Raw genomic sequence first — 240 nt, 5'->3', positions numbered from 1 at the left:
GGGTTGGGCTGTTCGCCCATTAAAGCGGTACGCGAGCTGGGATCAGAACGTCGTGAGACAGTTCGGTCCCTATCCGTCGCGGGCGCAGGAAATTTGAGAGGAGCTGTCCTAAGTACGAGAGGACCGGGATGGACGAACCGCTGGTGTACCAGTTGTCTTGCCAAAGGCATAGCTGGGTAGCTACGTGCGGACGGGATAATTGCGGAAAGCATCTAAGCATGAAGCCCCCCTCAAGAGGAG

At 57.1% G+C, this 240-nt stretch carries 1 rRNA gene; it reads left to right on the top strand.

What is annotated here, in order from left to right:
• A 23S ribosomal RNA gene (locus ACYP5M_RS26705) occupies positions 1–240 on the top strand; the annotation flags it as partial.

It is taken from the genome of Peribacillus sp. N1, from assembly GCF_054600815.1.
This window is presented reverse-complemented; position numbering and strand designations above follow the sequence as displayed.